Source organism: Mesorhizobium sp. WSM4819, assembly GCF_055811215.1.
Window position 1 is genome coordinate 19,031 of record NZ_JBVVQO010000011.1, and the last position, 12,372, is coordinate 31,402.

General features: G+C 64.5%; 13 protein-coding genes and 1 tRNA gene. 11 read left to right on the forward strand and 3 right to left on the reverse strand.

The genetic code is table 11. The features are described from left to right. Window positions 1–69: 69 nt before the first annotated feature. Window positions 70–702 carry a LemA family protein gene (locus AC0L18_RS12465; protein ID WP_023800481.1) on the reverse strand — a complete coding sequence of 211 codons (633 nt, stop codon included), beginning with the start codon at window positions 700–702 and terminating at the stop codon, window positions 70–72. Window positions 703–863: 161 nt separating this feature from the next. On the opposite strand from AC0L18_RS12465, the gene AC0L18_RS12470 reads away from it, so the two are divergent. From AC0L18_RS12470 to AC0L18_RS12495, 6 genes are all read left to right on the forward strand, one after another. After that, window positions 864–1,106: a hypothetical protein gene (locus AC0L18_RS12470; RefSeq protein WP_128248090.1), complete on the forward strand. Its 243-nt coding sequence runs from the start codon at window positions 864–866 to the stop codon at window positions 1,104–1,106. Window positions 1,107–1,113: 7 nt separating this feature from the next. Then, the gene (gene pdxY, locus AC0L18_RS12475; protein WP_473492480.1) at window positions 1,114–1,998 is read left to right on the forward strand and encodes a pyridoxal kinase PdxY; all 885 of its coding nucleotides are present in this window, start codon (window positions 1,114–1,116) and stop codon (window positions 1,996–1,998) included. Next, window positions 1,995–2,750 (forward strand): DUF429 domain-containing protein, encoded by a 756-nt coding sequence (locus AC0L18_RS12480; protein ID WP_473492482.1) that lies wholly within the window; start codon window positions 1,995–1,997, stop codon window positions 2,748–2,750. Before pdxY ends, AC0L18_RS12480 begins: the two co-directional genes overlap by 4 nt. Before the next feature lie 154 nt (window positions 2,751–2,904). Further along, window positions 2,905–3,549, forward strand: a complete 645-nt coding sequence (locus AC0L18_RS12485; RefSeq protein WP_023800486.1) for a carbonic anhydrase — start codon at window positions 2,905–2,907, stop codon at window positions 3,547–3,549. Window positions 3,550–3,558: 9 nt separating this feature from the next. Beyond that, window positions 3,559–3,969 (forward strand): nuclear transport factor 2 family protein, encoded by a 411-nt coding sequence (locus AC0L18_RS12490; RefSeq protein ID WP_473492483.1) that lies wholly within the window; start codon window positions 3,559–3,561, stop codon window positions 3,967–3,969. A 96-nt stretch (window positions 3,970–4,065) separates the two neighbouring features. Further along, on the forward strand, window positions 4,066–6,120 hold the full coding sequence (locus AC0L18_RS12495) for a M3 family metallopeptidase (protein ID WP_473492484.1): 2,055 nt from the start codon (window positions 4,066–4,068) through the stop codon (window positions 6,118–6,120). Between the two features lie 94 nt (window positions 6,121–6,214). Here the strand turns inward: AC0L18_RS12495 and AC0L18_RS12500 are convergent, their stop codons facing one another. Both AC0L18_RS12500 and AC0L18_RS12505 read right to left on the reverse strand, forming a co-directional pair. After that, complete coding sequence (locus AC0L18_RS12500) at window positions 6,215–6,529, reverse strand: DUF167 family protein (protein ID WP_473492485.1); 315 nt, start codon at window positions 6,527–6,529, stop codon at window positions 6,215–6,217. Between the two features lie 10 nt (window positions 6,530–6,539). Next, the gene (locus tag AC0L18_RS12505) at window positions 6,540–6,830 is read right to left on the reverse strand and encodes a YggT family protein (protein WP_023800489.1); all 291 of its coding nucleotides are present in this window, start codon (window positions 6,828–6,830) and stop codon (window positions 6,540–6,542) included. A gap of 161 nt (window positions 6,831–6,991) precedes the next feature. Here AC0L18_RS12505 and AC0L18_RS12510 point away from each other — a divergent pair. The 5 genes from AC0L18_RS12510 (at window position 6,992) to AC0L18_RS12530 (ending at window position 12,338) form a co-directional block, all read left to right on the forward strand. After that, a tRNA-Ala gene (locus AC0L18_RS12510) sits at window positions 6,992–7,067 on the forward strand. Between the two features lie 538 nt (window positions 7,068–7,605). Further along, window positions 7,606–8,520 carry a sugar phosphate isomerase/epimerase family protein gene (locus AC0L18_RS12515; protein ID WP_473492486.1) on the forward strand — a complete coding sequence of 305 codons (915 nt, stop codon included), beginning with the start codon at window positions 7,606–7,608 and terminating at the stop codon, window positions 8,518–8,520. A gap of 71 nt (window positions 8,521–8,591) precedes the next feature. Continuing rightward, window positions 8,592–9,626: an ABC transporter substrate-binding protein gene (locus AC0L18_RS12520; protein ID WP_473492487.1), complete on the forward strand. Its 1,035-nt coding sequence runs from the start codon at window positions 8,592–8,594 to the stop codon at window positions 9,624–9,626. 208 nt (window positions 9,627–9,834) lie between these two features. Continuing rightward, window positions 9,835–11,373: a sugar ABC transporter ATP-binding protein gene (locus AC0L18_RS12525; RefSeq protein WP_473492489.1), complete on the forward strand. Its 1,539-nt coding sequence runs from the start codon at window positions 9,835–9,837 to the stop codon at window positions 11,371–11,373. Further along, complete coding sequence (locus AC0L18_RS12530; RefSeq protein WP_473492491.1) at window positions 11,370–12,338, forward strand: ABC transporter permease; 969 nt, start codon at window positions 11,370–11,372, stop codon at window positions 12,336–12,338. Before AC0L18_RS12525 ends, AC0L18_RS12530 begins: the two co-directional genes overlap by 4 nt. Window positions 12,339–12,372 lie beyond the last annotated feature (34 nt).

Here is a 12,372-nt window from a genome sequence, read left to right on the forward strand (position 1 = left end):
ATGTCCGGCAGGACAGAGGGGGGCGCGACGGAGTGCAAGGCCAACAGGGACAACGCCAACCAGCTGTTCTCACCCGCCCTGCTGCGTGCCGAAATCGACCTTCGGCGTCTGCATCTTGTCTTCCTCGATGGTGAAATTGGCGAATGGCTGATTGTCGCGGAACCACAGGGTCGCCCAAATCACTGACGGGAAGGTCCTCAGCGTCAGATTATACTCCCGCACCGCCTCGATATAGTCGCGGCGGGCGACCGAGATGCGGTTCTCGGTGCCTTCGAGCTGCGCCTGCAGCGCCAGAAAATTCTGGTTGGCCTTGAGGTCGGGATAATTCTCCACCACTGCCAGCAACCGCGACAGCGCGCTGGTCAGGCCGGCTTGACTGTCCTGGAATCTTTTGACCGCTTCCGGATCGCTCAGCGTGTCGGGCGTCACCGTCACCTGCGTCGCCTTGGCGCGCGCCTCGACCACGGCATCGAGCGTATCCTTCTCATGCGCCGCATAGCCCTTGACCGTCTCGACCAGGTTGGGAATGAGATCGGCGCGGCGCTGGTACTGGTTCAGCACCTGGCTCCATGCGGCCTTGGCGTTTTCCTCCGCCGTCGGAATGGTGTTGTAGCCGCAGCCGGCCAGCAGCGGCAGCACGATCGCCATCATCAGCAAGGCTGGCAGGTTGCGGAAGACGAAAGGGGAGGAAAGGGCAGGCATGGAAAATCCCTCAACAAGACTGACGGGCGAAGCATTACCACAATCCGCGCGCAAGAACATGACCTCAACCTGGGGCGTTGCTGGTGCTTTACCATTCACTGTCAGGCCCTGTAACTGGCCGGGCGAACAGGTTAAAGTCGCTGCGAAAACAGGGCATAGCCATGGCGGGACGCCAGGACAGCGACGACGAATCGCGCCGCATCATCGAGCGCGTGGCAAGTGAAACCGACCCGGCCTCGTCCGTTGCGCGGACCGCGAAGGGCGCGCGCGATGACGTCACTGCTGCAGACGCCGACCGGGCGGACCCGATCGAATATTGGGGCACGCGCATCGGCCGGGCGCTGGGGCTCATTGTCGGCATTGGCCTGTTGATCTGGCTCGTGCTTTTCATCATCCAGGGTTAGGAACCTCGTGAGCACCGAAGAACACGACGCGCCGCGCGCGGTCATCGTCATTTCCAGCCATGTCGCGCGCGGCTCGGTCGGCAACCGCGCCGCGGTCTTTGCGCTGGAGACGCTGGGCTTTCCGGTGTGGGCGGTGCCGACCGTCATCCTGCCCTGGCATCCGGGCCATGGACGGGCGACGCGCATCGTGCCGCCGCTCGATCAATTCAGGGCGCTGATGGCCGATCTCGAGCGCGCGCCGTGGCTGGGCGAGGTCGGCGCGGTGCTGTCCGGCTATCTCGGCGAAGGCGGCCAGGCCGACGCCGTCGCCTCGCTGGTCGGCGCGGTCAAGGCGAAGACGCCGGACGCCGTCTATATCTGCGACCCGGTGATGGGCGATTCGGGCGGGCTCTATGTGCCGGAGACGACCGCCATCGCCATGCGCGACCGGCTGATGCCGATTGCCGACATCGCCACGCCCAACCGCTACGAGCTGGAATGGATGGCGGGAGCGCCGCTGCCCGACCTCAAAGCGGTGATGGCGGCCGCCCTTCAGGCCGGGCCGTCGACCATGCTGGTCACTTCGGCGCCGGCGATGATGGCCGGCGGCACCGGCAATCTGCTGCTCAACGGCAACCAGGCACTGCTCGCCGAGCATCGCCTCATCGACAAGCCGCCCAACGGGCTCGGCGACCTGACGGCGGCCGTCTATCTGGCGCGCATCCTGTCCGGCCAGCCGGCCATCAAGGCACTGCAGTCGACCACGGCGGCGGTCTACGAGATCCTGGCGCGCACCGCCAAGCGCGGCGGCGACGAATTGCAGCTCGAAACCGATGCACAGAGCCTGTCGCACCCGATGGCCATGGTGCAGCTTCGCCATCTCCTGCATCCGGGGCGGGACAAAAGGGCGTGACCGTTGTCGGCGTCGACGGCTGCAAGGCCGGCTGGATCGCCGTTCGCCGCGATCCGGGCGCAGCACCTTCGGCAGCCGTTTTTCCAAGCTTCGCAGCACTGCTCGACGCATTGCCGGCCGATGCGACTGTCGCCGTCGACATGCCGATCGGCCTGCCCGATGTTTCGCAAAAGCGCGGCCGCGGGCCCGAAGCGCTGGTGCGGCCGCTGCTCGGCAACAGGCAATCGAGTGTCTTCGCCATCCCCTCGCGTGCGGCGCTTTATGCGCAAACGGACGGCTTCACCACGATCGAGGCCTGGCATGCCGCGCATCGCCAGGCAAGCGAAGTCGCCAAGGCGACCTCCGATCCGCCGCGCGGCGTCTCGATCCAGGCTTTTGGCATCTTTGCCAAGATCCGCGAGATCGATGCGGTGCTGATCGCGCGTCCCGAACTGCGCCGCCGAGTCTTCGAATCGCATCCGGAAGTCGCCTTCTGCCGGCTGAACGACGACCAGGCGATGCGCCTGCCGAAGAAGATCAAGGGCGCCGTCAACCCGGCCGGCATGGCGGAACGCAAGGCGCTGCTTTGCCGGCACGGTTATGTCAGGGGCTTTCTCGACCGGACGCCGCCGCGAGGCGCCGCTGCCGACGACTTTCTCGACGCCGCAGCGATGATGCTGATCGCCGGTCGCATCGCCAGCGGCGAGGCAAGGCCATTTCCGGATCCGCCGTTCGCCGACCGATTTGGCATCCCTGTGGCGATCTGGGCATGAATTTCTTGGTCCCGTCTATCGGCGAGACGATCGCATTGGCGAATGGCAACCACGTCCTTCGCGATTCGGCATTGCTCGCGACCGGCTTTTGCCGCTAGAGCCTTCCTGACCTAAAGAGCTGCCGCCTAACCCCGAAAGGCTCCAGACGCCGCCAATGCCTCATCTCCCGGACCATCTGCTCACCGGCTACCGCAATTTCATGAGTGGCCGCTATCTCGCCGAAAGCGGACGCTATCGCTCGCTTGCTCGCGAGGGCCAGGCCCCCGAAACGATGATCATTGCTTGCTGCGACTCCCGCGCGGCTCCCGAGGCGATTTTTGACGCTGGCCCCGGCGAACTCTTCGTGCTGCGCAATGTCGGCAATCTGGTGCCGCCCTATGCGCCCGACGACCAGTTCCACTCGACCTCGGCCGCGCTCGAGTTCGCCGTGCAGAGCCTCAAGGTCAAGAACATCGTGGTGATGGGCCATGGCCGCTGCGGCGGCATCCGCGCAGCACTCGACAGTACCGCAGCGCCCTTGTCGCCCGGCGACTTCATCGGCAAGTGGATGAGCCTGATTGCGCCGGCCGCCGAGACCGTGTCGTCCAGCACCTTCATGACGGCGACCGAGCGGCAGACCGCGCTCGAGCGCATTTCGATCCGCTATTCGATCGCCAATCTCCGGACCTTTCCCTGCGTCTCGATCCTGGAAGGCAAGGGACGGCTGTCGCTGCACGGCGCCTGGTTCGACATCTCGACCGGCGAACTCTGGGTGATGAACAAGGACACCGGCGACTTCGAGCGGCCGGAGATGACGTAGGAGGGTTGCATGGCATGCCGTTCGATCGCTTTGGCCGCAGCGGCGCTGCTGTTTTCAGTCATATCCGCCGGCGCCGACGACGGCGCGCTCATCAGCCGCTGGTATGCGGCGCTGCTGGTCGCCGATCGCACGGAACTGTCGGATCTGCTTGCCGACGACGTCAGAATAAAACTCGACGATCTCGGCGTCGTCCAGACCAAGCAGGAGTTCATCGCATCCATCGACGACTGGGAGGGCGCAGTCGCCGGGGCTGAAATCCGGCATCGGATCGAGAAGGCCGAGGGCGGCGTCACCACTGTGATCGCCTGTTATGATTTCCCCAACAACGACGTGCTGATGCAGGAAACCTTCGCGATCGCCGACAACCGCATCACTGCCAGTTCGCAGGCGGCGATCGCCGAAAACTGCGACAGCTACTGACCAGCCGCGGTATTGCGTGCGGCAAGCCGGCGCCTTACATCGGTGACGATCCACCTCATCCCGCCACTCAGCGAAAGCCCCTCACTTAACGAAAGAATGCCCATGCCGTCCGCCGTCGACCTCGCCGCCCATCCGCTGACCACCTGGCAAGGGCCGCTCGGCCTGCCCGATTTCACCCGCATCGGCGATGGCGATTTTTCCGGGGTTTTCGATGCGGCATTGACGGCGCATGAGGCCGAGATCGAGGCGATAGCGGGCAGTGCCGAGACCCCGACCATCGAGAATACGCTTGCAGCGCTCGAGCTTGGCGGCGAGGCGCTCGACCATGTCTCGTCGATCTTCTGGTGCCGGGCCGGCGCCCACACCAACGAGGCGATCCAGGCGCTTGAGCGCGACATCTCGCCAAAGATGTCGCGGCATTTCTCGGCGATCTCGATGAACGAGAGGCTGTTTGCCCGCATCGACGAGCTCTACCAGCGCCGCGACGCCCTGAAACTCGATGCTGAAACGCAGCGGGTGCTGGAAAAGACCTGGAAAAATTTCGTCCGCTCCGGCGCCGGGCTCGACGCCGAAGGCAAGAAACGGCTGGCGGCGATCAATGAGGAGCTGTCGTCGCTCGGCACGAATTTCGGCCAGAACCTGCTTGCCGACGAGCGCGACTGGGCGCTGTTCCTCGACGCGGCCGACCTTGCCGGCCTGCCTGAATTCCTGAAAAGCGCGATGGCCGAGGCCGCCGAGACGCGCGGCCAGAAGGGCCGCTATGCCGTCATCCTGTCGCGCTCGATCTACGAGCCGTTCTCGACCTTCTCCGAACGCCGCGACCTGCGCGAGATTGCCTTCCGCGCCTTCATCATGCGCGGCCAGAACGGCGGCGCCACCGACAACACCGCCGTGGTGCGCGATATGCTGCGTCTGCGTGCCGAAAAGGCGAAGCTGCTCGGCTACGCTTCCTACGCCGCGCTGAAGCTCGACGATACCATGGCAAAGACGCCGGAGGCGGTGCATGCGCTGCTCGACCCTGTCTGGAAAAAGGCGGTGGAAAAGGCGGCAAGCGATCAGATCGAATTGCAGCGGCTGGCGGCCGGGGCCGGCAGCAACGAAGAATTCGCCGCCTGGGACTGGCGCTTCTATCAGGAGAAGCTGCGCGCCGAGAAGTTTGCCTTCGACGAGGCCGAACTGAAGCCCTATCTGCAGCTCGACCGCATCATCGACGCCTGTTTCGACGTGGCGACAAAATTGTTCGGCATCAGCTTCGAGGAGAAGCAAGGCATTGCCACCTGGCATCCGGACGCGCGCGTTTTCATCGTCAGGAATGCCGACGGCAGCGAGCGCGGGCTGTTCCTGGCCGACTATTTCGCGCGGCCCTCAAAGCGCTCCGGCGCCTGGATGAGCGCACTGAAGTCCGGCTACAAGCTTGGCGATGGCTCCAGGCCGGTCATCTACAACATCATGAATTTCGCCAAGCCGCCGGAGGGCGAGGCAGCACTTTTGTCGGTCGATGAGGCCAAAACCCTGTTCCACGAATTCGGTCATGCGCTGCATGGCATGCTGACCGAGGTCACCTGGCCGTCGGTCGCGGGCACCTCGGTCAGCCGCGATTTCGTCGAACTGCCCTCGCAACTCTACGAGCACTGGCTGACGGTGCCGGCGGTGCTGGAAAAGCATGCGCTGCACGTGAAGACCGGCAAACCGATGCCGAAGGCGCTGGTCGACAAGATGCTGGCGGCGCGCACCTTCGGCGCCGGCTTCGCCACGGTCGAGTTCACCGCCTCGGCCTTGGTCGACATGGCCTACCACGCGCGGCCGGACGCGCCGGACGAGCCGCTTCGTTTCGAAGCCGAAACGCTCGAGAGGCTCAACATGCCCGACACCATCGCCATGCGCCACCGCACCCCGCATTTCGGCCACATCTTTGCCGGCGACGGCTATTCGGCCGGCTACTATTCCTACATGTGGTCGGAGGTCCTCGACGCCGACGCCTTCGCCGCCTTCGAGGAAACGGGCGACCTGTTCGATCCGGCGCTGGCCGAGCGGCTCAGGAAAAACATCTATGCCGCCGGCGGTTCCAAGGACCCGGAAGAGCTCTACACCGCCTTCCGCGGCAAGATGCCGTCGCCCGAAGCGATGATGGCCAAGCGCGGGCTGGTGTAGAGCGAGGGCCAACTGAGGACCAATCGCCAACCTCGGTGGACCGACGATGTCTGATCACAAGCACCTCGCAGCAGGCCACCTCAACGCGGCGCGCTTAGCCGCCACCCAACGCCTCGACGGCTTTCGCCAGCGCCGCCGGATCGCCTGATATGCGCAGCGTCTTCAGCCGGGCCGTGCCGCCGGCGATGACCGAGACGGCCGATCGCGGCACGCCCAGCGCCTTGGCGACCAGCCGTTCGAGCGCCTGGTTGGCGGCGCCGTTTTCCGGCACGGCACGGACGCGCGCCTTCAGATGGCTTCGCCCGCCTGCCGAGATCTCAATGCCTTCGAGCCTGTCCATCGCCGCTTTCGACGTCAGCCGGACGAACAGGTCGACGCCGTCGTTACGCGGGCGAAACGGCCCGGTCATGGAACCGCCGTCAGACGACCAGCGGCGCCACCGTGGTGAGCAGGAACTGCCGCAGGAAGAACAGGATCAGAAGCAGGATGATCGGCGAAATATCGATGCCGCCGAGATCGGGCAGGAAGCGGCGGATCGGCCGCAGCGCCGGCTCGGTCAGCCGGAACAGCATGTTGCTGACGCTATCGACGAACTGGTTGCGCGAGTTGACGACGTTGAAGGCGTAGAGCCAGGAGAAAATCGCCGAAGCGATGATGATCCACCAATAAATGTCAAGCGCCAGGACAATGGTCTGAATGAGGGCTATCATGCCGGTCTCCGATTGTTGCCGACATGTAGCCATTGCAGGCGGAGGCGGCAAGAGCCAGCTTCGCGGCACGGCAGGCCGGTGGCTGGCCGCCCGGCTTTTGGGCAAAACGCCGTCTTGACAGGAAACCGCCGCGCCCGATAAATGCGCCCATTCCGCTGGACGGGGCTGTAGCTCAGCTGGGAGAGCGCGTCGTTCGCAATGACGAGGTCAGGAGTTCGATCCTCCTCAGCTCCACCAGCGGATTTTTACATCAGTAAAATCAAGAAGATAGCTGTACCGGCACCCCGAACGCGCTCTGGCGGGCTTTGAGCTTGGGGCTTAAACCTGGCCATCAAGCCATTCCCTCAGATCGGGGTCCTCGTGACCTTCAGGGATAGGCGGTCTCGTTCTGACGTACCAGATCACGCCAAATCCAACTGCCGCCCACGCGCCAGCAACCACGAATGTGATGATGTCAGTCACTTCCAACCCCTAAGCCCGACACATCATTAGCTCGACCGAAATCGCCCCACAAGAGCAAAATCAGGTCGCTGCGGGAGTGGGCTGGTGCCCAGCCAAGGTGGGCTGGTGCCCAGCCAAGGGAAGTCCTGCTGTTGTCAAGACGCCTAAATAAATCCAGCCGTTCCGCAGGGCTGTCACGGCCACTCACGATGGCCTGCTCTGCGACGATCCGGTGGCATTCGTCAGACAGGTTTGCGCATTGCCGGCGGCGACACGGTTGAAGCGGCCTGCACAATCGGCATAGTAGGCCGGTCGTGAACCACGGGAGGGCTACATGAAGCTCGGATTGCTCACCGCACCGTTTGCCGACACCCCGCTTGGCGAGGTCGCCGACTGGGCAAGTTCTGCCGGCTTCGAGGCGCTGGAGATCGCCTGCTGGCCGAAATCCTCAGGCGCAGCCCGGCGCTATGCCGGCACCAGCCATATCGACGCCGCCTCGACCTCGGCCTCGCAGGCCAAGGAAATCGCCGCCGCACTGGCGGAAGAGAACCTGTCGATCTCCGGCCTCGGCTTTTATCCCAATCCGCTGGATCCCGATGCCGCCCACCGCAAGGCCGTCGTCGATCATTTGAAGAAGGTGATCGTGCTGGCGAGCCATATGGGCGTGCCTGTCGTCAACACCTTCTGCGGCGGCGACGCCGCAAAAACCATCGACGCCAACTGGCAGGAGGCACTCGAACTGTGGCCCGATATCATCGCCCATGCGCGCGACAACGGCGTCAAGCTGGCTTTTGAGAACTGCCCGATGATCTTCAGCTATGACGAATGGCCGGGCGGCCACAACATCGCCTATTCGTCCTATATCTGGCGCCGCATCCTCGATGCCTGGGGCGGCGATGTCGGCATGAATTTCGATCCGTCGCATCTGGTCTGGCAGATGATCGACCAGGCCCGCTTCATCAGGGAATTCGGCCCGTACATGCTGCATGTCCATGCTAAGGACCTGATGATCGATCATGATGGACTTTACGAGCGCGGCATCCTCTCGGCCGGCATGGGCTGGCAGGTGCCTCGCATGCCGGGGCTTGGCGATGTCGACTGGAATGTGATCTTCTCCGGCCTCTACCGCGCCGGCTACGACGGACCTATCATCATCGAACACGAGGACCGGCGCTTTGAAGGAAGCGACGACGAGGTCAAGCGCGGCTTTCTGCTCGCCCGCGACGTGCTGCGCCCCTTCGTGAAATGAGGCCCCTTTTCGAACTGAACTGAAAACCCCCTTTTCGAACTGAACTGAAAACAATGTGGAGGAAGACTGAAATGAAAAAATTTTTTGCAATGGTCCCGCTGCTTGCCGGCGCGGCGTTTCTGGCTTCGGTGGGCGTCTCGTCCGCTGAAGCCAAATACACGATCGGCGTCTCCAACACGGTGCAGGGCAATGGCTGGCGCGAGGAGATGATCTGCGCCATCAAGGCGCAGGCGCTTGCCTCCGGCGAGGTCACCAAGCTCAACATCGCCCATCGCAATACCGACGCCGCCGGCCAGCTCGAGGACATCCGCAACCTGATCAGCGCCAAGGTCAACGCCATCGTCGTCAACCCGGCCGATCCCGCCGGCATCAAGTCAGCGCTCGAGGAAGCCACCAAGGCCGGCATCGTCGTCGTCGCCGTCGACCAGGCGGTCACCGAGCCTTCGGCCTACATCATCTCCAACAACCAGGAACAGTACGCCTATCTCGGCGCCAAATGGCTGTTCCAGCAGATCGGCGGCAAGGGCGACGTCGTCTATATGCGTGGTGCCGCCGGCGCCTCGGCCGACAGCGACCGCGACAAGGGTTTCAAGAAGGCGCTCGCCGAATTCCCCGACGTCAAGGTCGTGCATGAGGTCTTCACCGGCTGGCAGCAGGACCAGGGCAAGCAGCAGATCCTCGACTTCATCGCCACCGGATCGCCGTTCAACGGCATCTGGACCTCGGGCATCGACAATGTGATCGTCGATGCGCTGGTCGAGTCGCAGACGCCGCTGGTGCCGGTGGTCGGCGCCGACAATGCCGGCTTCGTCGGCCAGCTGAACTCGGTCGAAGGCCTTGTCGGCGCGGCGGTGACCAATCCTGGTTCGATCGGCGGCGCTGGCGTGACCCTGGCCCTGCAGATCCTGAACGGCAAGAAGCCGGCGGAGCAGACCGTTCTCGTCGAGCCGCAGCTGTGGGAGAACGCCACCGAAGAGGGCAAGGCCAAGCTGAAGGGCGTCGCCGATCCGTCGCTGAGCCCGGAATGGCCGGTCTCGATCTCCATTCCGGAATGGACCACCTATACCAAGGAGCAGATCATCGCCTGCAAGGGCCCTGGCGAGTAATCGCTGCCGCGCTTCTGGCTTCTCCCCTTGTGGGAGAAGGTGGATCGGCGCGCAGCGCCGAGACGGATGAGGGGTGCTGGAAGGAATGAGACATTGGTGTTCCCTGGAACACCTCTCATCCGACCTCGCTTCGCGAGGCCACCTTCTCCCACAAGGGGAGAAGGCAGGATCGCCATGTTAGACAACTTGCAACGAGAGCAACGCGATTTTGACCACCAACCCTCTCCTGGACGCCACCGGCGTCGTCAAGACTTACGGCGCAGTGGTGGCGCTGCGCAACGCGTCGCTGTCAGTTCTGCCGGGTGAGGTTCACGCGCTGATGGGCGCCAACGGCGCCGGCAAATCAACGCTGGTCAAAATCCTGACCGGCGCCATCCGCGCCGATACCGGGCATATCCTGATCCGCGGCGAGACGCGCGACGTGCGCTCGCCTGCCGATGCGCGCCGCGCCGGCCTGCTTCCGGTCTACCAGGAACCATCGCTGATCCCCGATCTCGACGTCGCCTCCAACCTTCGCCTGACCGACACGCCGGTCGAGCCGTTCCGCGCCTGGGTGCGCGAACTCGGTATTCCCGACCTCGACATCCGCGACATCGCGCGCGACATCCCGCTTGCCGTGTTGCGCGTGCTCGATCTGGCGCGGGCGCTGGCGGTCGAGCCCGACGTTCTGCTGCTCGACGAGATGACCGCAGCATTGCCGGCTAACCTTGCCGAAAAGGTGCTTGAGGTCGTTCGCCGGCAGGGCGACAGCGGCCGTTCTGTGATCTTCATTTCCCACCGGTTTGTCGAGATATCGGCGCTTTGCGACCGTGCCACCGTGCTTCGCGACGGCGAGACTGTCGGCGTCGTCGACATCGAGCCGGGCGTCGAGGAGCGCATCGTCGAGATGATGCTCGGCGCCAAGGTCGAGAAGACGCGCGTGGCGGCGCGCCAGGCGGGCCGGGCCGCTTCGCCTGGGGATAGCCGTCCACGCCTCGGTGTGGCGAACCTTCGTGTCGGCACCAAGCTCAACGACGTCTCGTTCGACCTGGCGAATGGCGAGGTCGCTGGCGTCGTCGCGCTCGAGGGCCAAGGCCAGGACGAGCTGTTCGCCGCGCTCGCCGGCTCGATCCGCCCGTCCGGCGGCACGATCGAGGTGGACGGGCAGCCGGTGAAATTCGCGCATCCGGCCGATGCGATCCGCGCCGGCATCGCCTATGTGCCCGGCGACCGCACCGAAGCGCTGACCATGCAGCGCTCGGTGCGCGAAAACATCGCGCTCCCGTTCAGCGCCGCCTTGCGCAACTGGGGGCCGATCAACATGGCGCAGGAACGCTCAAGGGTCGTCAGCGCGATCGAGCGTCTGCAGATCGACACCCGCGCCCAGCGCGAGGTGCAGCGGCTGTCCGGCGGCAACCAGCAGAAGGTGACGATCGCCCGCTGGATCGCCGCTGAGGCACAGACCATCCTCTGCTTCGACCCGACGCGCGGCATTGATGTCGGCACCAAGCAGGAGATTTACAAGCTGCTGCGCGAACTCGCCGACCAGGGCAAGTCGGTGCTGTTCTATACATCCGAACTCGAGGAGGTGCAGCGTGTCTGCGATCGCGTCATCGTCATCTTTGGGGGACGCGTCGTCGATGTCTTCCCCGTCGAACTCGCCGACGAGCCGGCACTGATGCGCGCCGCTTACGGCTTGCCGCGCGGCGCCAAGGTGGACGTCGGCATTCTTGCCGATATCCACTCGAGCCCGGTGGCGAAACCTTGACCCGCCTCGTCCGTCGTCAGGGCTGGGTCGCCGGCCTGCTCGTCCTGTTCGTGGTCCTGTTGGTGATCACCAGGCTCATCCAGCCGGGCTATGGCAGTGGCGATTTCGGCTCGCTGGTGCGCGCGGTGCTGCCTTACGCCTTTGCCGTGGCCGCCCAGACGATTGTCGTCATCGCCGGCGGCATCGATCTTTCCGTCGGCGCCATGATGGCGCTGACCAGCGTCACCGCCGCCACGATGATGGACGGCGCCAGCGAGGAATACGCGCTTTATGTCGTGCCGTTCGTGCTGGCCATGGGGTTGGCGCTGGGCGCCGTCAACGGCATGCTGATCGTCGTCACCCGCGTGCCCGATATCGTCGTCACGCTGGCCACTCTGTTCGTCCTGCAGGGCGCGGCGCTGCTGGTGCTCGGCGCGCCCGGCGGCGCGGTCGCCGAATGGCTGCGGGCAACCATCGTCGGCACGGTCGCGATCCCGGGCTTGCCAGAAATCTCTGCCTGGATACCGAAGGCGCTGGTGCTTCTGGTCGTCTGCCTCTGCATCATCTGGATACCGCTCAAGCGCTCAAAACTCGGCCTGTCGATCTACGCCATCGGCAGCAGCGAGCTCGCGGCGTTTCGCAGCGGCGTGCCGGTCGCGCGCACCAAAATTATCGCCTATGCCCTGTCGGGGCTTTTCGCTGCCATGGGCGGGCTGGCGCTGACCATGAGCACAGGCATCGGCGCCCCTATTCCCGGCCCCTATCTTCTCGCCAGCGTGGCGGCAGTCGTGCTCGGCGGCGTCGCGCTTGGCGGCGGCAAGGGCGGCCTGCTCGGCCCGATCGTCGCCGTCTTCGTGCTGCGGCTGGTGCGCACCGACCTGACGCTCTTGGCCATCGATCCCAACGTCACCGCAATCATCGAGGGCGCGATCATGGTCGCCGTCGTCATGTTCGGCGCGTTTATTACCATGAGGGGGCGGCAATGATGAGCAATGGCGTAAGGCTGGTTTACGGAGTCGG

Coding starts and splice junctions, on each gene's coding strand:
- AC0L18_RS12520 (WP_473492487.1), top strand. CDS start 8,592: ATGAAAAAATTTTTTGCAATGGTCCCGCTGCTTGCCGGCGCGGCGTTT.
- AC0L18_RS12485 (WP_023800486.1), top strand. CDS start 2,905: ATGCCTCATCTCCCGGACCATCTGCTCACCGGCTACCGCAATTTCATG.
- AC0L18_RS12505 (WP_023800489.1), bottom strand. CDS start 6,830: ATGATAGCCCTCATTCAGACCATTGTCCTGGCGCTTGACATTTATTGG.
- AC0L18_RS12500 (WP_473492485.1), bottom strand. CDS start 6,529: ATGACCGGGCCGTTTCGCCCGCGTAACGACGGCGTCGACCTGTTCGTC.
- AC0L18_RS12470 (WP_128248090.1), top strand. CDS start 864: ATGGCGGGACGCCAGGACAGCGACGACGAATCGCGCCGCATCATCGAG.
- AC0L18_RS12465 (WP_023800481.1), bottom strand. CDS start 702: ATGCCTGCCCTTTCCTCCCCTTTCGTCTTCCGCAACCTGCCAGCCTTG.
- AC0L18_RS12515 (WP_473492486.1), top strand. CDS start 7,606: ATGAAGCTCGGATTGCTCACCGCACCGTTTGCCGACACCCCGCTTGGC.
- AC0L18_RS12490 (WP_473492483.1), top strand. CDS start 3,559: ATGGCATGCCGTTCGATCGCTTTGGCCGCAGCGGCGCTGCTGTTTTCA.
- AC0L18_RS12495 (WP_473492484.1), top strand. CDS start 4,066: ATGCCCATGCCGTCCGCCGTCGACCTCGCCGCCCATCCGCTGACCACC.